The following is a 22,729-nucleotide window of genomic DNA, read 5'->3' as shown; positions in this document are numbered from 1 at the left end:
TGCCACAGCCCCATAAAAACTCAATATAACTCTTTAGAAAAAAACCTTTAGATACATTATAGTACATGATTTAAGAAAATGAAAGAGTATTCATAAAATACAGGTAAATGGGGGAGTACAATTGAAAACAAAAAAGATAGTTTATGCAGCCTTATTTATAGCAATTGGAGTAATAATCAGCAGATTCTTTTCAATTCAACTGCCTATTTTAAGAATAGGATTTGGATTTATTCCAACAATGTTAGCGGGGGTATTCTTTGGACCTTTATTTGGAGGAATAATAAATGCCGTAATAGATGTGATTGGGGCAACACTTTTCCCTGCAGGATCTTTCTTTATAGGATTTACAATAAGTGCGTTTTTATGTGGAGTAATATATGGGATGTTCTTTTATAAAAAGGAAATTACATATAAAAGTGTTATAATATCAGTAATATTAAAAATAGTTTTAGTAGATGTAGGCTTAAATACACTATGGCTTTCTATGATGACAGGAAAAGCATTTATGGTGTTATTACCAATAAGACTTGTAAAAAATATAGTGTTTATTCCAATAGAAACCATTGTATTTATGACAATTGTATATTCTCTTAAAAATACTTCTCTTGTAAGAAAGATAAATAATGTTCTACAATAATATAAAAAATAATTAGATGAGGTGGATGATTATTATGAATAAAGTACCAAGTGATATCGAAATAGCACAAAGTGCAACCATGAAGCCAATAGCTGAAATAGCTGAAAAGTATGGAGTTTTAGATGATGAATTAGAACTTTACGGAAAATATAAAGCTAAAATATCATTGGATGCATTTAAAAGATTAAAAGATACACCTAATGGAAAATTAGTATTAGTTACAGCTATAAGCCCAACACCAGCAGGTGAAGGTAAATCAACAACTTCAATAGGATTAGGTCAGGCTTTAAATAAAATAGGAAAGAAAGCATTTATAGCACTAAGAGAACCATCCTTAGGACCAGTATTTGGAATTAAAGGTGGAGCAGCAGGTGGTGGATATTCTCAGGTTGTTCCAATGGAAGATATAAACTTACATTTCACTGGAGATATGCACGCTATAACTTCAGCTAACAACCTTTTATCAGCTGCAATAGATAACCATATTCATCAGGGAAATGCTTTAAGAATTGATTCAAGACAGATAGTTTGGAAAAGAGTAATAGACATGAATGATAGAGCTTTAAGGCATGTTACAGTAGGACTTGGTGGAAAAGCTTGTGGATTTGTAAGAGAAGATGGATTTACGATTACAGTTGCATCTGAAGTTATGGCTATACTTTGTCTTGCAAATGACTTAATGGATTTAAAAGATAGATTAGGAAAAATAATAGTTGCTTATGATCTTGATGGAAACCCAGTAACAGCTAAAGATTTAAAAGTAAATGGTGCTATGGCAATGTTATTAAAAGATGCTATAAAGCCAAATATTGTTCAAACTCTTGAAAATACACCAGCTCTTATTCATGGTGGACCATTTGCAAATATTGCCCATGGATGTAACTCCTTAATAGCAACAAAATTAGCATTGAAATTAGGCGATATAGTTGTAACAGAAGCAGGCTTCGGTGCTGACCTTGGTGCTGAAAAATTCTTAGATATAAAATGTAGATATGGCAACTTAAAACCAGATGCAGTTGTTGTAGTTGCTACAATTAGAGCTTTAAAAATGCATGGTGGAGTTAAGAAAACAGAATTGGGAAATGAAAACTTAGAAGCATTAGATAAAGGATTTGCAAACTTAGCTAGACAAGTTGAAAGTATGAGAAAGTTTGGCTTACCAGTATTAGTTGCTGTTAATAGATTTTCAAATGATACAGAAGCTGAAATAGAACTATTAATGAATAAATGTAAAGAATTTGGAGTTGAAGTTTCATTAAATGAATGTTGGGCAAAAGGTGGAGAAGGCGGAATAGAAATGGCTGAAAAGCTTGTTAATATTCTACAAACTAAGGAATCTCACTACAAACCAATTTATGATGTAGAAGCTTCAATACCTGAAAAACTTGATACAATAGTAAGAGAAATCTATGGTGGAGATGGAGTTGATATAGCTCCAGCTGCTATGAAACAGATTAAAAAACTTGAAGAATTAGGATTAGATAAATTGCCAATATGTATGGCTAAAACTCAATTCTCATTTACTGATGATCCAAGTATTGTAGGAGCACCTAAAGGATTTAGGATTAATGTTAAGGATGTTAGAGTATCAGCCGGTGCTGGATTTATAGTATGCCAGACAGGCAACATAATGGTTATGCCAGGACTTCCAAAGGTTCCAGCAGCAGAAAAAATGGATATTGATGAGAATGGTGTTATATCAGGTTTATTCTAATAAGTCAACCTTTTAAATACCTCTAAGGTATGTCTCTCTTATAAAAGGGCATACCTTAAAGGATAATTAAAAAATATTAATTTAGGAGGCAACTATTATGCTTAAAGAAATGTCAGTTAAAGATTTTATATATGAAACAGCTTCAGAATCGCCAGCACCAGGTGGTGGAAGTATTGCAGCCCTTAGCGCAGCTTCAGCAGCAGCATTAATCGAGATGGTAGCTAATCTTACAATAGGAAAGAAAGGCTATGATGAAGTAAGGAAGGAAATGGAAGAAGTTAAAAAAGTAGCTTCTGAATATAAAGAAAAATTTATTAATTACATAGATGAGGATTCAGATTCTTTCAACAAGATTATGGCTGCTTTTAAAATGCCAAAGGATACTGATGAACAAAAAGCTGAAAGAACAAAATGTGTTCAGTCAGCTTTTAAGGGAGCAGCAACAGTTCCATTAAATGTAGGTAAAGATGCTTTCCAGTTACTTCAATTAGCTGAAAAAGTGGTATTAAAGGGTAACAAAAATGCAGTAACAGATGGAGCTGTAGCAGCAATGTCTGCCAGAACAGCAGTACATTCAGCATTTTATAATGTAAAGATCAATTTAGGTTCTATAAAGGATGAGCAATTTGTAAGCAATGCTAAAAAAGAAATGGAAGAACTAGAATCTAAAGTAAACGATATGGAAAAAGGAATACTTTCAAAAGTTAATCTATAATGCCAATACCTCCAATATGCTATTGACAGTTTATTAAATTAGGTTATAATAAAGATTATTATAATTAAATATGTAAAGCTTTGAAAAAGAGGAGTAGAGGATAATAGTACCAAGAGAGGAAGGTCCAATGGGTGAAAGACTTTCTGTATGAGTTTCCTTGAAGGTAGCTTTTGAGCTTCTTTACTGAAACACTAGTAAGTAAAGACGGTTTTCTTAATCGTTAAATTTGTAAGAGCCTGTAATTTGTTTTGCAGGAAAAAAGGTGGTAACGCGCGCTGTCGTCCTTTAAGGATTGGCAGCGCTTTTTGTATAAAAATAAGCATAAGGAGGAAATACATATGAATGAAAATTTAAATATCGCAAAAACTTATAATCCCAAAGAATTTGAAGAAAGAATATACAAGGTTTGGGAGGAAGAAAAGTATTTTACACCAAAGGTGGATAAAAATAAAAAACCTTTTACTATAATAATGCCACCTCCAAATATAACAGGTAAATTACATTTAGGTCATGCATTAGATAGTAGTTTGCAAGACTTCTTAATTAGAGTTAAAAGAATGCAAGGCTACAGCACACTATGGCTTCCAGGCGAAGACCATGCAAGTATAGCTACAGAAGTAAAGGTTGAAAATGAACTATTAAAACAGGGACTTGTAAAGAAGGAAATGGGAAGAGAAGCTTTCCTAGAAAAAGTATGGGAATGGACCGAGAAATACAGAGAAAGAATAAGAACTCAGCTTAAGAAAATGGGAGTTTCAGCAGACTTTACAAGAGAAAGCTTCACTATGGATGAAAATTTAAGCAAAGCTGTAAGAGCAGTATTTGTAAAGTTATATAATGAAGGATTAATTTATCGTGGAAATAGAATAGTTAACTGGTGTCCAAAATGTATGACTGCATTATCAGATGCAGAAATTGAATATGAAGAACAAGAAGGACATTTTTGGCATATTAAATATCCTGTTATAGGGGCAGATGAATATTTAGAAATAGCTACTACTAGACCTGAAACAATGCTTGGAGATACTGCTGTAGCTGTTAATCCAAAGGATGAAAGATATACTCATTTAGTAGGCAAAAAGCTTATGCTTCCTTTGGTAAATAGAGAAATTCCTATAGTAGCTGACGATTATGTAGATATAGAATTTGGAACAGGAGCTGTTAAAATAACTCCAGCTCATGATCCAAATGACTATGAAGTTGGCAAAAGACATAACCTTCCAGAGATTGTAATTATGAATGAAGATGGAACTATAAATGCTTTAGGCGGGAAATATGCTGGAATGGATAGATATGAAGCTAGAAAAGCTATTGTAGAAGATTTAAAGCAGCAGGGATTTTTAGTAAGTATAAAAGATCACTCACATAATGTGGGCTGCCATGATAGATGCGGCACAGTTATTGAACCTATGATATCAAAACAGTGGTATGTAAAAATGGCAGAACTTGCAAAACCAGCTATTGATGTTGTAAAAAATAAACAGATTAAATTTGTCCCTGAAAGATTTGATAAAATATATTTTAACTGGATGGAAAACATTCAGGATTGGTGTATATCAAGACAACTATGGTGGGGACACAGAATACCAGTATGGTATTGTCAGGATTGTGGCGAAATGATAGTATCTATGGAAGAACCAACACAATGTACAAAATGTTCAAGTCATAATTTAAAACAGGATGAGGATGTACTTGATACATGGTTTAGTTCGGCATTATGGCCATTTTCTACTTTAGGCTGGCCAGATAAAACAGAGGATCTAGAATACTTCTATCCAACAGATGTGCTTGTTACAGGATATGATATTATATTCTTCTGGGTTGCTAGAATGATATTCTCAGGATTACACAACATGAATGATATACCATTCCATACTGTGCTTATACATGGTATAGTTAGAGATTCCAATGGTAAGAAAATGTCTAAGTCTTTAGGAAATGGTGTAGATCCATTAGATGTAATAGACAAATATGGAGCTGATGCATTAAGATTTATGTTAATCACTGGTAACGCTCCAGGAAATGATATAAGATTCTATGAAGAAAAAGTAGAAGCAGCTAGAAACTTTGCAAATAAGATATGGAATGCATCAAGATTTGTTATGATGTATCTTGATAAAGATATTATGGAAAAGTATAAGAATTGCAAAGATTATACAGCAGCTGATAAATGGATTTTATCTAGAGCAAATACTGTAGTAAAAGAGGTAACAGAAAACATAGAAAAATATGAATTGGGGATGGCATCACAAAAGGTTTATGATTTTATGTGGAGTGAATTCTGTGATTGGTATATTGAACTTGTAAAACCCGTGTTATATGGTGAAGATGAAAAGGCTAAGGGAGTAGTATTCAATGTATTATTTAATGTTCTTACTACAGGACTTAAATTATTACACCCAGTAATGCCATTTATAACTGAAGAAATATATACTCATATTCAAGATAAAGAAAAGACTATAACAACTTCTAAGTGGCCAGAATATAAGGAAGAATTAAAAGATGAAAAAGCAGAAGAAAATATGGACTATATTATAGAAGCAATAAAGGCTCTTAGAAATGTTAGAGTTGAAATGAATGTACCTCCTTCAAGGAAAGCTAAGGTTATGATTTATGCTATGGAAGGAAAAGATGCTTTTGAATCAGGGAAAGTTTATTTTGAAAAACTAGCTTCTGCTAGTAAAGTCATTTTCTTAAATTCAAAAGATGAGGTACCAGAAAATGCAGTTTCAGCAGTTACAAAGGGTGCAGAAATGTATATGCCATTGCTTGATTTAGTAGATTTAGAAAAAGAATTAGATAGATTAAATAAGAAAAAAGTAAAATTAGAAAAAGAAATAGAAAGAGTAGAAAAGAAACTTTCTAATAAAGGATTCGTAGCTAAAGCTCCTGAAGCAGTAGTAAATGAAGAAAAAGCTAAGGGAGAGAAATATAGGGAAATGCTTAGCTCAGTAATGGAGAGAATAAATAATTTAAAATAGCTTTAAATTTGGGGGTGATTTATTATGAATTATAATGAAGCAATGTTATATATTGAAAATACAGCTAGGTTTGGAAGCAATTTTGGCACTGAAAGAACAGAAAAAATATTAGAATTGCTAGGGAATCCTCATAAAGAGTTAAAATGTATACATATTGCAGGTACAAACGGGAAAGGTTCTACTACTGCAATGATATCGAAAATACTTATAGAAGCAGGCTTTAAGGTTGGAATGTATACTTCTCCTTTTATAGAAGAGTTTGAAGAAAGAATACAAATCAATGGGCAAAACATCCCAAAATGTGATTTAGCAAAAGTAGTGACTAAAGTATCTGAAGCAGTGGAAAAGGTAATAGAATTAGGATATGAACATCCAACAGAGTTTGAGATAATAACCTGTGCTATGTTTCTATATTACTATGAAGAAAAGGTGGATTATGCAGTTATAGAAGTAGGACTTGGCGGAAGAATGGATTCCACAAATGTAATAACTCCTTTAGTAAGCGTAATAACATCTATAAGCTTTGATCATATGCAAATACTAGGCAATACTCTTGGTAAAATTGCTTTTGAAAAAGGTGGAATAATAAAAGAGAACGTTCCAGTTGTATTATATCCACAAGAAAAAGAAGCTGAAGAAGTAATAAAAAAAATATGTGAAGAGAAAAATAGTCACTTAACTTTAGTAAATAGAGATTCTGTAGAATATGTTGATAAAGATTTATCCAATGAATATTATCAAAATTTTATAGTGAAAACTAAGGAAAATAGATATGAAGTACAGCTTTCATTACTAGGAACCCATCAGATGTTGAATTGTTCAGTGGTACTGCATACTATTGATGAATTAATAAAACAGGGAATTAATATTAAAAAACAGCATATTTACAAGGCATTAAAAGAAGTAAAATGGCCTGGAAGATTAGAAATTATGAGAAAGAATCCATTGGTGGTATTAGATGGGGCACACAATATAGATGGAATTACTAATCTTAAAAACAGCGTGGAAAGATATTTTAAATATAATAAGATGGTCTTAATACTTGGAATACTTGCAGATAAGCAGGTAGAAGATATGGTAAGTACTATAACTCCAATGGCTGACAAGATTATAGCAGTTACCCCTCATAGCTACAGGGCTGAAAATTCCAACATTCTAATGCAGGTAATCAAGAAACACAATAAAAATTGTGAAGCAATGGATGACTACGAAGAAGCCTATAAAAAAGCATTAAGCTATTGTAATGAGGATGATTTAATTTTAATTTCTGGATCTCTTTATATGATAGGAGATATGAGAAAAGTTGTAAAAAACTAGGATAGAATACAGAGTACAGAGTACAGAGTATAAAACACAGAGAGGAGATTTATTTTTACAAAGCAAAAATGAATCTCCTCTCTGTACTCTATTATCTATTCTCTATTAATAGCTTCCTCTAGAGCCTTTGAAAGTTGATCTGGGCAGGAAGTGGTTTTATTTCCACAGGTTATTCCCTTTAATTTTTTAATAGCTTCTTCTACTGGCATACCTTCTATAAGATTGGATAAACCCTTTAAGTTTCCATCACAGCCGCCAGCAAAATTAACCTTTGCTATTTTATTATTAACTATTTCAAAATCAATTCTTTTAGAACAAACTCCCTTTGTTTTGTAGCTATACATTAATTCTCCTCCTTAAGTATTATATGAAAAAATTATATACTATATTAGAGTTGGAACTCAATAGTAATTAATAATATTTAATCTCACATTTTAATAATTCTACATATTATGTTTGTGAGGAGGGGAATTTTATGTGCTGTTTATTTATTTGTAACACATCTTCTGATTGTATATCAAAGGTAAATGTCAATTCATTTAAAGAAGAAAGTAAAATTACACTAAGTGCTACAAACTATAGAAAAGTTGGCCCCCATGGAATATGTAGATATGAGGATAAGCTAATAACGGCAAATAGTTATGATAATAGTATTTCCATTATAGATATAGAAGAGAATAGAGAAAAAGAAAACCATTTTATAGGTATGCATTGTAATGATGTAATTGAGTATGAAAATAATGCATTTATAATATGTGGAGAGCTAAATAATGTAGTAGTATTTGATCTAATAAAAAGCAAATTAATAGAAGAAATACCTTGCGGAAATCTTCCTCATAGCATAGCTTTGAATAAGGAAAAAAAATTGTTATTAATATGCAATATGGAGAATGACAGCATTACTTTAATAGACTGTGAAAATAGGGAAAATGTTAAAAATATAAAAGTAGGTTCCTATCCCACTAAAGCAATATTTAGTATGGATGGACAATATATACTTGTTTGCGAAAGTAATTTAGGATCGGATGGCAGAGGAAGTATTAGTATAATCTCGCTAAAAACTTTTAGAGTTCTTTACAGAATAGAAGTTGGTAATTCACCAGTGGATATGTTTTTAGAAAATGAATTTTGCTATGTTTCTAATTTTGGAGATGGAACTATAAGCATTATTAATATAAATTATTATGAAGAAGTAAAGAAATTAAATATAGGCGGAATGCCTAGAGGAATTGTAAAAGTTAATAATAATGTATATGTAGGTGATAATTATAATAATCTTCTTATAAGAGTGGATATTGAAAATGGAAACAAAAAAAATATACCAATAGGCGGCGAACCTACAGGTATGGTATTAGCATAAAATATTAATTTGTTAGTATTCCTAGTATTTTACTGTAAATTTCTGAAGAATTATTTTTCCATTTAGCACACAAATCTCTGGCCTGTTTATTAGAATCTACAGTAATTTTTAAATCAATTAATACAATATTATTATCTACAGCCTTTAAATTTACAATGAATTTATCCTTGTTCTCTATTGTATAGTCAGAAGTTATAGTAACATCTTTCTTTATGATATTAATATTATTAGTCAAATATTCATCAGCCGCATCAATTTTATTGCGTGATAGCCTATTTCCAAATAAAGATAGTACTTTTTTACCTTTTTCCGTTATTTCTAATCTGTGTTTATTTTCACCTTCAGTATACTTTAAAAAATTAGAGGAAATTAATTCAGATATATATTGCTGCAGTGTGAAATAATTAATAAAATTATTTTCTAAAATGATTTGTGTAATTTTATTGTTTGTTATAGGAATCTTAATTTTATCAAATATATAAAGAAGGAGAAGTTTATTCTCCGCTAATTCTAAAGTGTCTTCAAACATCATTTATCCTCCCTAAAAAATAATATTATAATAATATTAATTTTAAATATATATATTTCATTATAACATAAATCTTTTAAAATGAATAAAACACCAAAAAGAAATAGGTGCTTTAAATTTATAAATTTATTTTTAGGGAGGATTATTTATTTTTAATATAATGCTGTGAATAATAGTAATAATTAGTATTAAATTGCGCATATAAAATTTATAGAGAAGATAAATATGGGGGTAGTATTATTGAATAAAAAAGTATTAAGAAAATTAACAGGTGCAATGTGTTTACTTCTTATTAGTATGGCAGCATCTATATTTTTTAAAAGTAAAGGGGTATTTTTAGATACTGGAAGAAAGCTTCCTATATATTCTGTACAAACTGAAGAAAAAAACATAGCAATTACCTTTGATGTCAATTGGGGAAATAGCAATACAAAGAAGATATTGGATGTTTTGGATAAGTACAATATAAAGGCAACATTTTTTCTTATAGGTAATTGGATTGATGATTTTCCAGAAGAAGTTGAAGAAATATGCAAAAGAGGACATGAAATAGGAAACCATTCTAATTCTCATCCTGATATGACCAGAATATCTACAGAGGATATGATAAAGGAAATAAGCATAGCAGATGCAAAAATAATGAAAGTAACAGGGGAAAGCACAAAACTATTTAGATGTCCTAGTGGGGCCTACAATGATCTAGTAGTTGAAACAGTGAATTCCAATGGATATCACTGTATACAATGGGATGTAGACAGTATAGATTGGAAAGCCCAAGGAGCGGATAATGAATATAACAGGGTTATGAGAAAAGTACAGCCAGGCTCTATATTGTTATTTCACAATGATGGTAAATATACACCAGAAACCTTACCGAGAATAATAGAGGATTTAAAAGCTAAAGGTTATAGCTTTGTTAAAGTAGGGGATTTAATATATAAAGAAAATTATTATATAAATAATCAGGGCAAGCAAATTAAAAAATAGACATATATAAATGCTTAATCTATTGAAGCAGACATATATCTATATTATAATGGAAATATAAGTAAAAGGCCATAGGATTTATTTTAGGCTGTTGTTAGCATAATAAAGTATAAAATATAGACTCCTGTTAAAAATACTGTTAAGATGCAAAAAAATAGGAGTTGATTATATGAAAAACATAGTTGTTTTTGATGGTAATAGGAAATTTAAGGCTTATCTAAAAAGTCAGTTAGATTTATTAAGGATATCATGGGATATTAAGGATAATCCTAATAAACTTTATGGAACTTATGATTATGTAGTAATAAACAATGGAGGAATTATAGATAAATATAAGGAAGGCTTCAGCAGCAAATATATATTATTAAACATGGACCTTTTAGAAAATAGTAGAATTAACCTTTCAGGTAATATAATTACCTATGGATTAGGTAATAGAAATACTGTAACAGTATCCAGTATGGAAAAAGATAATGGAAGTTTTGTTTACTGTATTCAAAGGGCCTTATCAAGCAATATAGATTCTATTGTTCAGCCAGAGGAAATTCCTATAGATAGAACTTTTAAAGATGACTATGAATTATACTCTTTTATGGCTACCATAACTATAGCTTTAATTGAGGGAATGGATAGTTATGATATCAGAAAATATTTTAATTAAGAGATAAATGAATTTACTAAAATTGGTATATTTAAAGTTTTATTTGAATAATTATATGTTGTATAAATTATTTTAAGATACTAAGGGAAAGAGGGGTTATAATGGATAATTTGTTACAAAACAATAAGATCTATTTAGAGGGGAAAGTGTGTTCCAAATTAGAGTTTAGTCATGAAATGTATGGGGAGGGCTTTTATACTTTCTATGTGGAAGTACCAAGATTAAGTGAAATTAAGGATAATTTGTTTATTACAGTTTCGGAAAGGCTTATTGGCAGCATGGAAATAAAAGAAGGAACAGAAGTAGTAATTGAAGGTCAGTTAAGATCATACAATAAGTTCATAGATGGGGCTAATAGGTTAATACTAACTGTATTTGCTAGAAATATTGACTACTGCATTGAAAAAAGTAAGAACCCAAATCAGATATGCCTTAATGGTTTTATATGTAAGCAGCCGGTATATAGGACAACTCCCTTTGGAAGAGAAATAGCGGATTTGCTTCTAGCAGTAAATAGAGCTTATAACAAATCTGACTATATTCCAACTATTGCTTGGGGCAGAAATTCTAGATTTTGTCAAGAGTTACAAGTGGGAGATAATATAAGAATTTGGGGTAGACTTCAAAGCAGGGAATATCAAAAGAAGATTTCGGAAAATGAAAGTATTAAGAAAATAGCTTATGAAGTATCCATATCTAAGATGGAAAGGGTCTCAAAAGACGATAATAATGAAAACATTCTTGAGAAAATAAATGAATTAGAAATTAACGAAGAAGAGATAATTAATGAAGAAAATGAATTAATAAATGGCAAATAAAAAATAATAGAGAATAAATATGGAGAATTTTCTTCCGTATTTATTCTCTATTCTCTGTTAGTTATTATTTATAATATCTTCCATATTATAAAATCCAGGCCCTTTACCTTTCATAAATTCACAGGCCTTAAGTGCACCTATGGCAAAAACCTCTCTAGATAATGCACTGTGTTTTATTTCAATAGTTTCACCAGTACCTGCAAATATTATTTCATGTTCTCCTACAATGGATCCACCTCTAATTGAATGAATTCCAATTTCATTATTTTTTCTTTTACAATTACCAACTCTTCCATAAGTAAATTCTGTTTCTTCTGGAATAGATTCTTTTATTGTATTAGCTAATAGAAGAGCTGTTCCACTTGGGGAATCCACCTTTTGATTGTGATGTTTCTCTATTATTTCAATATCAAAATCCTTGTATAATTTTTTGCTTATATTTCTCAATATAGAGTTTATTATATTAATTCCTATAGACATATTTGCAGATCTAAATATAGGTATTTTTTTTGAAGTATCTGCAATTTTATCTATTTGTTCAGGAGAATAGCCTGTAGTACAAAGTACTAAGGGCAGCTTATTTTCTGTACAATAAGCAAGTAAATCCTCTAATGCATCCGGTCTTGAAAAGTCTAACACTACATCACCTAAAGCGGTACATTCATTTATATTAGAAAATGTAGCATAGGAATTTTTAATATCTATAAATTTATCTATTCCAGCAACTATATTGATATCAGGAAATGAATGTATGGCTTCTGTTATAACTTTTCCCATTTTTCCATTGCAACCGCATAAAATTACCTTTACCATTACGTACCTCCTATAAGATCAGTCTGTTATTTTAATAATCCATAATTTTTTAATTCACTTTTGAGTATATTTAGGTTATTTTCATCCATACTGCATAATGGTAATCTTAAATTACCAACATTCATTCCTAAAATATTCATAGCAGTTTTTATAGGAATAGGATTTGTTTCTATAAATAATGAATTTGATAGAGCTAAGGTATCTAGTTGAATTTTTAAAGCTTCATCTATTTTACCATTCATATATAATTCACACATTTTATGAACTTCTTTAGGTATTATATTTGCTAATACGGATATAACTCCAATACCACCTAGAGAAAGTATTGGTATTGTTTGATCATCATTACCAGAATAAATTTGAATTCTATCCCTTAATAGGGCTTTTATTTCTGCAATTTGACTTATATCCCCTGAGGCTTCCTTTATAGCTATTACATTTTTGCACTCATGGCATATTTTTACTAAGGTTTTTGGTAATAAGTTCAAACCTGTTCTGCCTGGAACATTGTAAATAATAATGGGTGTATTTACCTCTTGGTTTATTGCCTTAAAGTGTTCAATTAATCCTTTCTGAGTTGTCTTGTTATAGTAAGGTGTTATAACAAGAAGCCCATCTATTCCAATTGATTCAGCCCACTTACTAAAGTTTATTGCTGAAATAGTGCTGTTACTTCCTGTACCAGCTATTACTGGTATTCTTTTATTTACTTTTTCTACTGTAAATTTAATAGTTGCTTTTCTTTCCTCTTCTGACATTGTAGATGCTTCACCAGTAGTACCACAGACAATTATAGCATCAGTATTATTTTTTATATGCCATTCCAATAGTTCTCCTAGTTTATTAAAATCCACACCTTCTTCAGTAAAGGGAGTAATTATAGCTACACCTGAACCTTTAAATATATTCATTAATAAACCCCTTTTCTAAAAAAATTTGTTAATTTTATTAAATATTATTCATTTATAATGCATTCTGCAATTTGTATTGCATTTAATGCAGCACCTTTTCTTATATTATCTGCAACAACCCATAGGTTTAAGCCATTTTCAACGCTGAAATCCCTTCTTATTCTTCCCACATATACCTGATCATGACCTGCAGCTTCAATTGGCATAGGGTATACCAAATGTTTTACATCATCTTTTAATATAATTCCATTAGCATTTTTATAAAGTTCAAAAATATCTTCTAATTTAAAGTTACACTTTAGCTCTACATTTATACTTTCACTGTGACCATGATAAACAGGAACCCTTGCAGTAGTAGCTGTTATTTTTAAAGTGTTATCATTAAATATTTTAATAGTTTCATTAACCATTTTCATTTCTTCTTTTGTATAACCGTTTTCAAGAAAGCTATCTATATGCGGTATTATATTACCTGCTATTGGATAAGGAAATTTTCTAGGAGGCATACCTTTATATCCTTCAAGAAGATCGTTGTATCCTCCCATTCCAGCACCAGATACTGCTTGATAAGTTGAATAAATTATTCTCTTAATTCCATATCTTTCATGGAGCGGCTTTAATGCAACTACTGCCTGTATTGTAGAGCAATTAGGATTTGCTATTATACCATTATTCCATTCAATATCATCAGGGTTTACTTCTGGTACTACAAGAGGAACCTTTGGATCCATTCTCCATGCACTACTATTATCAATTACAGTAGCACCATATTTAACGAAGATAGGAGCAAACTCTAAACTTACACTTCCTCCTGCTGAGAAAAGAGCAAAATGAATTTTTTTATTTTTTATATTATCTTCCTTTAATTCTTCAACAGTATAATCACATCCCTTAAAACTTAATTCTTTTCCAGCAGATTTAGCTGATGCAAAAAGATAGAGATTATCTACTGGAAAATTTCTTTCTTCTAGTAATTCTAGAAATTTTCTTCCTACCATTCCTGTGCAACCAACTACGGCTACATTATAATTCATAGTAAATCCCTCCTAAAATTTCTTTACTATATTATATAACCCATATAGCTAAAATCATATAGTTTTTTAATAAAAATATAATAATTATAAAATATATTAGATCGGAATGAAATTATTCAATATGTGGAAAATTGTGAATATGATAAAATAGTTCAAAGCTTGATAAATCAAAAAGTGTATAATTGACAATATAAAAGAATTATGCTAATATGATTTAAACAAATAAAGGAAATGTCATTTGAAGTGTCTTATAATCATATTTTAGATTAATAAAAATTTAATATTTTTATATGTATAAAATATTTATATATGTATAAGTTATTTATTAATAAGTATACTTATTAATAAATAAAAAAATAAAGGTCTAACAATTAAATAAAAGGGGGAGTAAAAGTGAAAAGTAAAAAGTTTTTAGCCATACTTTTAACTGCCACTATGTTGTTATCCACAGCATTAGTTGGTTGTGGTGGAAGTAGTGATGGCAAAAAGCCTGCCGAAGGCGGAAAGAAGGGACAGTCTATAACATTAATATCTTCTGATGCTAAAACATTAGATACTTCAAAATCTACAGACCAGATGTCATTCAATGCTATTAATGCATCTATGGAGGGATTAACAAGATACAACAATGACAAACCAGAAAAAGCTATTGCAGAAAGCTGGGAACAATCCAAGGATGGATTAAAATGGACTTTTAAATTGAGAGATGCTAAATGGTCCGATGGTAAAAAAGTTACAGCTAAGGATTTTGAGTATGCTTGGAAGAGAATATTAAATCCAAAAACTAAAGCACAATATGCTTCTTTTATGTTTGTATTAAAGAATGGTGAAAAATTCTATGAGGGTAAAGCAAAAGAAGAAGAAGTTGGCGTAAAAGCTATAGATGACAAGACATTAGAAGTAACATTAGAAAATCCAACACCATACTTCTTACAGTTAACAGCTTTCCCATTATTATCCCCATTAAGACAGGATATAGTTGAAGCTGCAGGAGATAAATATGGTACAGATCCTTCAAAAATGGTATTCGATGGACCATTTGTTCTTGAAAAATGGGAAAAAGGATCAAAAATTACATTTAATAAGAATGAAAAATACTGGGATAAGGATACAGTAAAACTTGACAAAGGTACCTTCCAGGTAGCTGAAGAAATGCCAACAAGATATCAGATGTTTACTAGTAAACAGATAGATGGAACAGCTATAACTGGAGAATATGTTCAGAAAATGAAAGATGAAGCTAAAGCAGGAAAATATGATTACGTTGAAAGTACAGATCCAACATCTTTCTATATGATAATGAATCAAAATGGAGAAAAAGCTAATAAACTCTTAACAAATTCTAAAATCAGACTTGCATTATCACTTGCTATAGATAGAGAATCTTATGTTAATAAGGTTTATCAGAGAGGTTTTGCATCAAATGGTTTGATTCCAACAGGAATGGTAGCTGGAGAAAAAGTATATAGAGATGTAGTTCCAGAACCATTGAAGAGTGTAGCTAATAAGGATCCTAAAGCTTTATTTATAGAAGGGTTAAAAGAGCTTAATTTAGATCCAAATCCATCAAAATATACATTAAGATATTTACCACAGGGAAGTGCTACTTCAGATAGGGCATATGCAGAATACTTCCAGAATCAGTGGCAATCAAAAATAGGTGTTAACATTAAAGTAGACTCAGCAGCTGATTTCTCAGATTACTTAAAGAAAACAGAGGAAGGCAATTTTGAAATAGCTATGTCAGGATGGGGCGCTGACTATAATGACCCAATGGCATTTATAGAACTATTCACAACTGGTAATGGAAACAACAATGGTAAATTCTCAAATGCTGAATATGATAAAATTGTTAAAGATATAAAAAAAGAACCTGACATGAATAAGAGAATTGAGTTATATAAGAGAGCAGAACAGATATTAGTATCAGAACAGGCTGGAATTGCTCCAGTATTCTACAAAGACAAACGTTTCTTTACACAGAAATATGTAAAGGGATTACAATTCCCATCCTTCGGTGGATTATATGAGTTAAAGTGGACTTCAATTGAAGGAAAATAGTAAATTATATTGGTAATGTAATTATAAAGCTACAACAGGATTTTCCTGTTGTAGCCTTTATATAGCTTGTGATAAAATATTCATAGAATTAAGAATTTACTTTGAGAGTGTGAATTCTTTTATTTTAAAGTAGAAAATACTTATTACAAGAATGTAATAATTTTATATATATATTTAATAGCAAAGGATATAAAAATATTTGTAGTTTCGGAGGGGAGAAAAGATGGTAAGATATATATCTAAAAGATTGGGATATATGGTGCTTACGTTATGGGTAATAGTAACTATTACGTTTTTCTTAATGAATAGTATGCCTGGAAATCCCATAACTTCACAGGTCAAGCAATTGCCGGCACAAGTTAAAGAAAATTTAATGGCTGAGTATGGTTTGGACAAGCCTGTATCAGAAAGATATGTAATGTATGTTAAAAATTTATTAAAAGGAAATATGGGAGATTCTTTCGTAACACCAGGTATATCTGCTAATAAGTACATACATGATAGATTTCCAAATTCTGCAAGGATTGGTCTTCAAGCTGTATTTGTAGGTTTGGCTATAGGCTTAACTTTAGGAATAATTGCTGGTTTTAAAAGAAATACAGGGGTGGACTATTTTGTTATATTTATTGCCATATTAGGTGTATCTATACCTAGCTTTGTTGTTGCAGCTTTGTTGCAAAAGGGCTTAGGAGGAAAAGCAGGTTTACCTATAGCAGGGTGGTATAGTCAAGGAGATGGGTTCCTAAATACTATAAAGTTTACTATTTTACCAACTATGGCATTAAGTTTTTCAAGTATTGCTACCTATGCAAGATATATGAAGACTTCTGTTTTGGATGTAATAAGCCAAGATTATATAATTACTGCCCAAGCAAAGGGAGTGTCTAAGGTTTCTATAGCATGGAAGCATATTATTAGAAATGCAATACTTCCAATCGTAACTATACTTGGACCACAAATAGCTTCTATAATTACGGGATCTTTTGTAATTGAAAGGATATTTGCTATTCCTGGTCTTGGAAATGCAATGATTGATTCTATATCTGCGAAAGACTACAATATGATAATGGGATTCACCATATTTTACTCATTCTTATATATAGTATCTTTGTTAGTTGTTGATATATTATACACATTAATAGATCCAAGAATAAGATTATCAGGCAGTAAAAAATAGGAGGGGTAAAAATGGCAGAATTAAGTAAAGAAAAGTTTCAGATAATAGGTTGTGATAATTTTAATGCTGATGCCATAGTAAGACCCAATATGACCTATTGGCAGGATGCGTGGAGAAGATTAAAGAAAAATAAAGTTGCCATTTTTTCTTTAATATTATTGTCAGCAATTATTATAATGTGTGTTATAGGACCTTGGATAGGTAAATTGATATCTGGAGTTGATTACACCCATCAAAACATAGCTATTACTAATCAGAAGCCTAATAGTCAATATATATTTGGAACGGATAATCTAGGAAGAGATATGTTTGGCAGGCTATGGATAGGCGGAAGGGTATCTATAGCAATCGGTATTTGCGGTACTTTAATTGAGGTAACTATTGGCACTCTATATGGTGGAATCAGTGGTTATTTCGGAGGATTAGTTGATGACATAATGATGAGAATAGTTGAAGTATTAAATAGTATTCCATATATGATAATTGTTATACTATTTGCTGTTGTATTTGATAATCAAGGTATAGGAAGCTTATTATTAGCTTTATGTATTACAGGATGGACTGGAATGGCTCGTTTGATAAGAGGACAAGTTATGCAGTTAAAAGAATCAGAGTATGTGCTTGCAGCTCAAGCATTGGGTTCAGATCCAAAGAGAATAATAACTAAACATTTAATACCAAATACTATTGGAATAATAATTATATATATGACATTTGATATACCGGGATTTATATTCTCAGAAGCATTTTTAAGCTTTATAGGTTTAGGTATTCAGCCGCCTGATACAAGCTGGGGTGCTATGTGTTCATTTGGACAATCTGTAATAGATTTTTATCCCCATGAATTATTTTTCCCTGCCCTAGCAATAAGTTTAACTATGCTTTCATTTAATTTATTGGGTGATGGATTAAGAGATGCTCTAGATCCAAAACTTCGTCAGTAGAAAGGAGGATACTTATGGCAAAATTACTTGAAGTAAAAGATTTAAAAGTTTCATTTCACACATATGCAGGTGAGGTTCAATCAGTTAGAGGAGTATCCTTCGATTTAGAAAAAGGAGAGACTTTAGCAATAGTTGGTGAATCTGGATGCGGAAAAACTATAACCTCTAAATCAATAATGAGACTAATAGCTACTCCACCAGGAGAGATAAAGAAAGGTTCACAAATTTTTTTTGAAGGCAAAGATGTTTTAAAAATGTCTGATAAGGAGTTAAGAGATTTAAGGGGAGAAGATATAAGCATGATATTCCAAGACCCTATGACTTCTTTAAATCCTACTATGAAAATTGGAAATCAGATTGCTGAAAGTTTAATTATTCATAGAGGAATGAATAAAAAAGAAGCTTTGAAAGAAGCAGTGAAAATGCTAAAAGTAGTTAATATTCCTAATGCGGAAAAAAGATCCAAACAATATCCACATGAATTTTCAGGTGGTATGAGACAAAGGGCTATGATTGCTATAGCTCTTGCCTGTAATCCCAAGATATTAATAGCTGATGAACCAACCACTGCATTGGATGTTACTATACAGGCTCAAATTATGGACCTTATAAAAGAATTACAAAATAAGCTAGACACTGCAGTTATACTTATAACCCACGATTTAGGGGTTGTTGCTAGTGTAGCTAGCAGAATACAAGTAATGTATGCAGGAATGATAATTGAAAGAGGAACAACAGAAGAGATATTCTATAATCCTAAGCATCCATACACTTGGGCATTATTGCAATCAGTTCCTAGATTGGATACAAAGCATAAAAATCAGTTATATTCAATAAAGGGAACTCCTCCTGATCTTTTAAAACCACCAGTTGGATGTCCTTTTGCATCAAGATGTGAGTATTGTATGCAGATATGTAGAGACGAAATGCCAGAGATTACTAAGATAAGCGATACCCATAGTGTTCAATGCTGGCTTCAACATCCTTTAGCACCTAAGGTTGAAGTTCCACAGGCTATAGGAGGTGCGAAATAATGGAAGATAATTATTTAGTACAAGTAAAAAACTTGAAAAAATACTTTAAGGTGGGAAAAGACTCAGTTTTAAAGGCTGTAGATAATGTAAGTTTTAATATAAAAAAAGGTGAAACTTTAGGTTTAGTTGGAGAATCAGGCTGCGGTAAAACTACCTGTGGCAGAACAGTTCTAGGATTATACGAGGCTACTGGCGGACAAGTTTTTTTTGAAGGAATAAATATACACGGACTTAAAGGAAAAGATAAAAAAGCTTTTACTAAAAATGCACAAATTATATTCCAAGATCCATATGCTTCATTAAACCCTAGAATGACTGTAGGAGAAATTATTGCCGAGGGAATAGATATACACGGATTATACAAGGGGAAGGAAAGAATAAATAAAATATACGAAATGTTAGATTTAGTAGGACTTAATAAAGAGCATGCTTCAAGATTTCCTCATGAATTTTCTGGAGGGCAAAGACAGAGAATTGGTATAGCTAGAGCTTTAGCTGTAGAACCTAAGTTCATTGTATGTGATGAGCCTATTTCTGCTCTTGATGTATCAATACAAGCACAAGTAGTAAATTTATTAATTAAATTACAAAATGAATTAGGATTAACCTATTTATTTATTGCACATGATCTTTCTATGGTAAAACATATATCAGATAGAGTTGGAGTTATGTATTTAGGTACTATGGTGGAATTAGCATCTAGCCATGATTTATATGAAAAACCATTGCATCCATATACTCAGGCACTTTTATCTGCTATTCCTATTCCTGACCCTGAAATTGAAGAAACTAGGTCCAGAATAATGTTAGAAGGGGAAGTGCCAAGCCCTATTAATCCAAAACCTGGATGTAGATTTGCAGCTAGATGTAAGTATGCAAAGCCTATATGTACTGAGGCCATACCTGAGATTAAAGAGGTAGAAAAGGATCATTTTGTTGCTTGTCACTTATTTAATGATAAATAGATTATTTACAGAGTAAGGATAATCCTTACTCTATTTTTATTTCTATTCAGTGTATAATTAATTTCCTTCCTGTAAAAACTATTTAATGTGTTATATGACTTTTTATTAATCTTAAGTGGAGGAATAATTATGGGGAAAACACCTTTAAAGAAGGTTATAAAGGCAAAGCTAAAATCAAATAGGGAATTAACAGACAGTGAAAAACTAAGAGAAAAAATGAAATATGAAATTGCAGAAGAATTAGGATTAAGGGAAAAAGTCGATAAACTTGGATGGAGTTCTTTAACCTCGGAGGAGACTGGAAGAATAGGTGGAATAATGACTAAAAGAAAAAAACAACTTAATATTCCAAAAAATATTGACTTGCAGAATGAAAATATATAATATTTAGTAAGTGTAAATTATTCGCAAAAAGGAGTATTGCTAAATGGATTGCTATAAGGATTTTGCTCATATATATGATGAGCTAATAAAAGGAGATATTGACTATAAAAAATGGGCAGATACAATTTTGATTTTCTGTGATGAGTATAAAGTTCAAAGAAAAGATTATTTAGATCTAGCCTGTGGCACTGGAAATATAACAGAAAATATAGCAAAGTCTTTTTTAAACACTTGGGCTGTGGATTTGTCATACGATATGCTGACAGAGGCAGAAGGAAAATTAAGAGACAGTGGCATAAAGGGCAAATTTATATGTCAGGATATAAGTAGTTTAAACTTAAATAGAAAATTTGATTTAATAACTTGCTGCTTAGATTCTACTAACTATATAGTTGAAAAAGAGAAGCTTCATGAATATTTTAAAGGTGTATACAATCATTTGAAAGATGGGGGTATATTTGTTTTTGATATTAATTCCTATTATAAGATCACACAAATACTAGGAAACAATATATACAACTATGATAGTGAAGATGTCTATTATATTTGGGAGAATAATCTTGAAGAGGATATAGTGGACATGTATTTAACCTTTTTTATTAAGCAGGGAAAAGTTTATAAAAGATTTGATGAGTTCCACAGAGAAAGAGCTTATACAAACAAAGAAATCCAGGAGTCGGCAATTGCATGCGGGTTTCAAATTGCAAAGCTTCTTGATAATTATGAAAGTAAAGCTTTGAGGGAAGACACAGAAAGAATAGCTTATGTGTTAAAAAAATAGAAGTTTGGAGGCATTGATAGAATGGATAAATTGGTTAAAGCTGTTGCTATGGACGGCGGCATAAGAATAATTGGTGCAATAACTACTGATTTAGTAAATAAAGGGGTAAAGGTTCATAATTGTAGTGCTACAGCAGCTGCTGCACTTGGCAGAATGTTAACGGCAGGCGCTCTTATGGGTACTATGCTAAAATCTGATAAGGACACACTCACATTGAAGATTCAAGGTGGTGGAGAAGCAAGAGGAGTAGTTGTAACATCCTATGCTGATGGACATGTTAAGGGGTATATAGGTAATCCTTATGTAGATTTACCAGCAAATGATAAAGGAAAGCTGGATGTTGGCGGTGCTATAGGAAAGAATGGTATGTTGACAGTAATTAAGGATATGGGGCTTAAAGAGCCTTATGTAGGACAAACGCCAATATATTCTGGAGAAATAGGAGATGATTTAGCTTATTATTTTACTGTTTCAGAACAAACTCCATCCGCTGTAGGATTAGGAGTTTTAGTTAATGAAGATTTGAGTGTAAAGGCAGCAGGAGGGTTTATAATCCAAATGATGCCTGGGGCTGATGATATGGCAGCAGATTTAGTAACTTACAGATTAGAAGAGATTTCATCAATAACTGATTTTATATCAAAGGGAATGAGCATAGAAGAAATATTAGAATTTATTTTTGAAGGAATGAATTTAAAAATATTAGAACACCTTACACCAGAATATAGATGTGATTGTTCAAGAGAAAGAGTAAAGAGAGCTCTTATAAGTATAGGTAAAAAGGATTTAGGGGAATTGTATAATGATAATAAAACTGAGGAATTAAAATGTGAATTTTGTAATAAAAGCTACCACTTTAATCACGAAGAAATAGGACAATTGTTAGAGAAAATTAACGAGTAATTA

At 31.0% G+C, this 22,729-nt stretch carries 22 protein-coding genes and 1 other annotated feature; of the genes, 17 read left to right on the top strand and 5 right to left on the bottom strand.

Features of this window, described 5'->3' with window-relative positions:
* The first annotated feature begins 121 nt into the window (after positions 1-121).
* From CLLI_RS13985 to CLLI_RS13965, 5 genes are all read left to right on the top strand, one after another.
* The gene (locus CLLI_RS13985) at positions 122-637 is read left to right on the top strand and encodes a folate family ECF transporter S component (RefSeq protein ID WP_106064807.1); all 516 of its coding nucleotides are present in this window, start codon (positions 122-124) and stop codon (positions 635-637) included.
* Between the two features lie 34 nt (positions 638-671).
* Complete coding sequence (locus CLLI_RS13980) at positions 672-2,351, top strand: formate--tetrahydrofolate ligase (protein ID WP_106064806.1); 1,680 nt, start codon at positions 672-674, stop codon at positions 2,349-2,351.
* 97 nt (positions 2,352-2,448) lie between these two features.
* Entirely contained in the window at positions 2,449-3,066 is a 618-nt protein-coding gene (locus tag CLLI_RS13975; RefSeq protein ID WP_106064805.1) for a cyclodeaminase/cyclohydrolase family protein, read from the top strand.
* A gap of 71 nt (positions 3,067-3,137) precedes the next feature.
* Positions 3,138-3,355: a binding site (T-box leader), on the top strand.
* 49 nt (positions 3,356-3,404) lie between these two features.
* The gene (locus CLLI_RS13970) at positions 3,405-6,047 is read left to right on the top strand and encodes a valine--tRNA ligase (protein ID WP_106064804.1); all 2,643 of its coding nucleotides are present in this window, start codon (positions 3,405-3,407) and stop codon (positions 6,045-6,047) included.
* Positions 6,048-6,071: 24 nt separating this feature from the next.
* On the top strand, positions 6,072-7,364 hold the full coding sequence (locus tag CLLI_RS13965; RefSeq protein ID WP_106064803.1) for a bifunctional folylpolyglutamate synthase/dihydrofolate synthase: 1,293 nt from the start codon (positions 6,072-6,074) through the stop codon (positions 7,362-7,364).
* A 95-nt stretch (positions 7,365-7,459) separates the two neighbouring features.
* On the opposite strand, the gene CLLI_RS13960 is transcribed toward CLLI_RS13965, so the two are convergent.
* Positions 7,460-7,708, bottom strand: coding sequence for a TIGR03905 family TSCPD domain-containing protein (locus CLLI_RS13960; RefSeq protein WP_106064802.1), 249 nt, complete (start codon positions 7,706-7,708; stop codon positions 7,460-7,462).
* 131 nt (positions 7,709-7,839) lie between these two features.
* On the opposite strand from CLLI_RS13960, the gene CLLI_RS13955 reads away from it, so the two are divergent.
* Positions 7,840-8,724 (top strand): YncE family protein, encoded by an 885-nt coding sequence (locus CLLI_RS13955; protein ID WP_106064801.1) that lies wholly within the window; start codon positions 7,840-7,842, stop codon positions 8,722-8,724.
* A gap of 4 nt (positions 8,725-8,728) precedes the next feature.
* Here CLLI_RS13955 and CLLI_RS13950 read toward each other — a convergent pair whose 3' ends face one another.
* Complete coding sequence (locus CLLI_RS13950; RefSeq protein WP_106064800.1) at positions 8,729-9,253, bottom strand: DUF4364 family protein; 525 nt, start codon at positions 9,251-9,253, stop codon at positions 8,729-8,731.
* A 240-nt stretch (positions 9,254-9,493) separates the two neighbouring features.
* Between CLLI_RS13950 and pdaB the strand changes: the two genes are divergently transcribed.
* The 3 genes from pdaB to CLLI_RS13935 all read left to right on the top strand — a co-directional run bounded on the left by pdaB (position 9,494) and on the right by CLLI_RS13935 (position 11,719).
* Positions 9,494-10,240: a polysaccharide deacetylase family sporulation protein PdaB gene (gene pdaB, locus CLLI_RS13945; protein WP_242975614.1), complete on the top strand. Its 747-nt coding sequence runs from the start codon at positions 9,494-9,496 to the stop codon at positions 10,238-10,240.
* Positions 10,241-10,409: 169 nt separating this feature from the next.
* Complete coding sequence (locus CLLI_RS13940) at positions 10,410-10,901, top strand: hypothetical protein (protein WP_106064798.1); 492 nt, start codon at positions 10,410-10,412, stop codon at positions 10,899-10,901.
* A gap of 101 nt (positions 10,902-11,002) precedes the next feature.
* Complete coding sequence (locus CLLI_RS13935) at positions 11,003-11,719, top strand: single-stranded DNA-binding protein (RefSeq protein ID WP_106064797.1); 717 nt, start codon at positions 11,003-11,005, stop codon at positions 11,717-11,719.
* 57 nt (positions 11,720-11,776) lie between these two features.
* Here the strand turns inward: CLLI_RS13935 and dapB are convergent, their stop codons facing one another.
* From dapB to CLLI_RS13920, 3 genes are read right to left on the bottom strand one after another with little or no spacing between them, the layout of a single operon-like run.
* Positions 11,777-12,532 carry a 4-hydroxy-tetrahydrodipicolinate reductase gene (gene dapB, locus CLLI_RS13930; protein ID WP_106064796.1) on the bottom strand — a complete coding sequence of 252 codons (756 nt, stop codon included), beginning with the start codon at positions 12,530-12,532 and terminating at the stop codon, positions 11,777-11,779.
* A gap of 26 nt (positions 12,533-12,558) precedes the next feature.
* Positions 12,559-13,443, bottom strand: a complete 885-nt coding sequence (gene dapA / locus CLLI_RS13925; RefSeq protein ID WP_106064795.1) for a 4-hydroxy-tetrahydrodipicolinate synthase — start codon at positions 13,441-13,443, stop codon at positions 12,559-12,561.
* Positions 13,444-13,487: 44 nt separating this feature from the next.
* Entirely contained in the window at positions 13,488-14,477 is a 990-nt protein-coding gene (locus tag CLLI_RS13920; protein WP_106064794.1) for an aspartate-semialdehyde dehydrogenase, read from the bottom strand.
* A gap of 393 nt (positions 14,478-14,870) precedes the next feature.
* Here CLLI_RS13920 and CLLI_RS13915 point away from each other — a divergent pair, with 393 nt between their 5' ends.
* The 8 genes from CLLI_RS13915 (at position 14,871) to hslO (ending at position 22,726) form a co-directional block, all read left to right on the top strand.
* The gene (locus CLLI_RS13915) at positions 14,871-16,538 is read left to right on the top strand and encodes a peptide ABC transporter substrate-binding protein (RefSeq protein WP_242975613.1); all 1,668 of its coding nucleotides are present in this window, start codon (positions 14,871-14,873) and stop codon (positions 16,536-16,538) included.
* 223 nt (positions 16,539-16,761) lie between these two features.
* Positions 16,762-17,715 carry an ABC transporter permease gene (locus tag CLLI_RS13910; protein ID WP_106064793.1) on the top strand — a complete coding sequence of 318 codons (954 nt, stop codon included), beginning with the start codon at positions 16,762-16,764 and terminating at the stop codon, positions 17,713-17,715.
* An 11-nt stretch (positions 17,716-17,726) separates the two neighbouring features.
* Positions 17,727-18,659: an ABC transporter permease gene (locus tag CLLI_RS13905; protein WP_106064792.1), complete on the top strand. Its 933-nt coding sequence runs from the start codon at positions 17,727-17,729 to the stop codon at positions 18,657-18,659.
* Positions 18,660-18,673: 14 nt separating this feature from the next.
* Entirely contained in the window at positions 18,674-19,693 is a 1,020-nt protein-coding gene (locus CLLI_RS13900) for an ABC transporter ATP-binding protein (RefSeq protein ID WP_106064791.1), read from the top strand.
* Entirely contained in the window at positions 19,693-20,658 is a 966-nt protein-coding gene (locus CLLI_RS13895) for an ABC transporter ATP-binding protein (RefSeq protein WP_106064790.1), read from the top strand. The genes CLLI_RS13900 and CLLI_RS13895 overlap by 1 nt, the downstream gene beginning before the upstream one ends.
* A 129-nt stretch (positions 20,659-20,787) precedes the next feature.
* Positions 20,788-21,042 (top strand): alpha/beta-type small acid-soluble spore protein, encoded by a 255-nt coding sequence (locus CLLI_RS13890; RefSeq protein WP_106064789.1) that lies wholly within the window; start codon positions 20,788-20,790, stop codon positions 21,040-21,042.
* A gap of 43 nt (positions 21,043-21,085) precedes the next feature.
* Positions 21,086-21,823 carry a class I SAM-dependent DNA methyltransferase gene (locus CLLI_RS13885; protein WP_106064788.1) on the top strand — a complete coding sequence of 246 codons (738 nt, stop codon included), beginning with the start codon at positions 21,086-21,088 and terminating at the stop codon, positions 21,821-21,823.
* Positions 21,824-21,844: 21 nt separating this feature from the next.
* The gene (gene hslO / locus CLLI_RS13880; RefSeq protein WP_106064787.1) at positions 21,845-22,726 is read left to right on the top strand and encodes an Hsp33 family molecular chaperone HslO; all 882 of its coding nucleotides are present in this window, start codon (positions 21,845-21,847) and stop codon (positions 22,724-22,726) included.
* Positions 22,727-22,729: the final 3 nt, after the last annotated feature.

It is taken from the genome of Clostridium liquoris (assembly GCF_002995785.1).
Classification (GTDB): domain Bacteria; phylum Bacillota; class Clostridia; order Clostridiales; family Clostridiaceae; genus Clostridium_AO; species Clostridium_AO liquoris.
The sequence above is the reverse complement of the archived record's forward strand: the minus strand, read 5'-3'. Positions and strand labels throughout refer to the sequence as shown.

Coding starts and splice junctions, on each gene's coding strand:
- CLLI_RS13980 (WP_106064806.1), top strand. CDS start 672: ATGAATAAAGTACCAAGTGATATCGAAATAGCACAAAGTGCAACCATG.
- CLLI_RS13975 (WP_106064805.1), top strand. CDS start 2,449: ATGCTTAAAGAAATGTCAGTTAAAGATTTTATATATGAAACAGCTTCA.
- CLLI_RS13970 (WP_106064804.1), top strand. CDS start 3,405: ATGAATGAAAATTTAAATATCGCAAAAACTTATAATCCCAAAGAATTT.
- CLLI_RS13965 (WP_106064803.1), top strand. CDS start 6,072: ATGAATTATAATGAAGCAATGTTATATATTGAAAATACAGCTAGGTTT.
- CLLI_RS13960 (WP_106064802.1), bottom strand. CDS start 7,708: ATGTATAGCTACAAAACAAAGGGAGTTTGTTCTAAAAGAATTGATTTT.
- CLLI_RS13955 (WP_106064801.1), top strand. CDS start 7,840: ATGTGCTGTTTATTTATTTGTAACACATCTTCTGATTGTATATCAAAG.
- CLLI_RS13950 (WP_106064800.1), bottom strand. CDS start 9,253: ATGTTTGAAGACACTTTAGAATTAGCGGAGAATAAACTTCTCCTTCTT.
- CLLI_RS13940 (WP_106064798.1), top strand. CDS start 10,410: ATGAAAAACATAGTTGTTTTTGATGGTAATAGGAAATTTAAGGCTTAT.
- CLLI_RS13935 (WP_106064797.1), top strand. CDS start 11,003: ATGGATAATTTGTTACAAAACAATAAGATCTATTTAGAGGGGAAAGTG.
- dapB (WP_106064796.1), bottom strand. CDS start 12,532: ATGGTAAAGGTAATTTTATGCGGTTGCAATGGAAAAATGGGAAAAGTT.
- dapA (WP_106064795.1), bottom strand. CDS start 13,443: ATGAATATATTTAAAGGTTCAGGTGTAGCTATAATTACTCCCTTTACT.
- CLLI_RS13920 (WP_106064794.1), bottom strand. CDS start 14,477: ATGAATTATAATGTAGCCGTAGTTGGTTGCACAGGAATGGTAGGAAGA.
- CLLI_RS13910 (WP_106064793.1), top strand. CDS start 16,762: ATGGTAAGATATATATCTAAAAGATTGGGATATATGGTGCTTACGTTA.
- CLLI_RS13905 (WP_106064792.1), top strand. CDS start 17,727: ATGGCAGAATTAAGTAAAGAAAAGTTTCAGATAATAGGTTGTGATAAT.
- CLLI_RS13900 (WP_106064791.1), top strand. CDS start 18,674: ATGGCAAAATTACTTGAAGTAAAAGATTTAAAAGTTTCATTTCACACA.
- CLLI_RS13895 (WP_106064790.1), top strand. CDS start 19,693: ATGGAAGATAATTATTTAGTACAAGTAAAAAACTTGAAAAAATACTTT.
- CLLI_RS13890 (WP_106064789.1), top strand. CDS start 20,788: ATGGGGAAAACACCTTTAAAGAAGGTTATAAAGGCAAAGCTAAAATCA.
- CLLI_RS13885 (WP_106064788.1), top strand. CDS start 21,086: ATGGATTGCTATAAGGATTTTGCTCATATATATGATGAGCTAATAAAA.
- hslO (WP_106064787.1), top strand. CDS start 21,845: ATGGATAAATTGGTTAAAGCTGTTGCTATGGACGGCGGCATAAGAATA.